At 67.7% G+C, this 1054-nt stretch carries 1 protein-coding gene; it reads right to left on the minus strand.

All coding sequences use genetic code 11. The annotated features are described in order from the left end of the window. The coding region (locus BS626_RS17975; RefSeq protein WP_371328519.1) for an autotransporter-associated beta strand repeat-containing protein at positions 1–1054 on the minus strand (1054 nt) is incomplete at both ends.

Genomic DNA, 1054 nt, shown 5'->3' on the forward strand with positions numbered 1-1054 from the left:
CCGTCCGTCAGCGTCAGCGCGCCGCCGCCGATGTCCACCGTGCCGCCATTGGCCAGCGCGCCGCTGGTCAGCGCGCCGTTCTCGCCGAGGGTCACCGCGCCGTTGTTGGTCAGCGCCCCCAGCGTCTGGGCCCGGCCGCTGAGGTTAAACGCCGCGCCCGCCGCCGTGGTCAGCTGCGCGGTGTTCCCCAGCGCGCTGTCGCTGCCCGCCACCACCGTGCCGGCGTCAATTGACGTCGCGCCGGTGTAGTTATTTTCCGCATTGCTCAGCGTCAGCGTCCCGCCGGCGGCGTTCAGCGCCAGGCCGCCAGCGCCGCTGATCTGCGCGCTAAAGATCTTTGAGCTGGCTCCCGCCGTGTCCAGCGCCAGCGTCTTGCCCGACGCCAGAGCCAGTTTAATGAGCTGTGCGGTGACGGTCAGTCCGCCGCCCACCCCCGTCAGCGCATAGTTGTAAGTACCCGTGGCTACTTCGCCATTATTTTGCGTTATGGCAATCACGGCGCCGTCGCCCAGCGCTTCACCCTGTGTGTTTTGCAGCGTCAGTTTTGCCAGCGCATCCTCATCCAGCGTATTGCTGCTGCTCACCAGCCGGCGCTGCGTTCCGTCGTCCTGATCTAACAGGTTCCCGGTGGTTACATCGTCCGGCGTTACCTGAATGGCGCTGCTATCCGTAATGGCGAGCGTGCCGGTGGTGAGGCTGCCGCCCTCCGCAAACACTGTCGTGCCGCCGCCCAGCGTCAGGCTCCCCGTCGCCTGCGCGCCCGCGCCCACGCTGACCGTCGCTTCCCTGCCGATCAGCAGGGTCGCTTTGCCCAGCGCCGCGCCGTTGTCGCCCGACAGGTTAAAAAGCACGTTGCTCAGGTTCACCCGGCCGGCGAACTGGTTGCCGGCGTTGGCGCCAAAGCGGAAGTCGCGGTTCGCGTTGCTGATGTTCAGCGCCCCGCCGCCGGTCAGCGCCTGGTTAAAGCCGCTCAGCCCCGCCAGCGTCAGCGCGCTGTCCGCGCCTACATTCACCCCAACCTCCGACCCCAGCCCCTCCGTGCCGCTCAGCGTCA

Source organism: Pantoea sp. 1.19 (assembly GCF_001922585.1).
In the GTDB taxonomy this organism is placed as follows: Bacteria; Pseudomonadota; Gammaproteobacteria; order Enterobacterales; family Enterobacteriaceae; genus 1-19.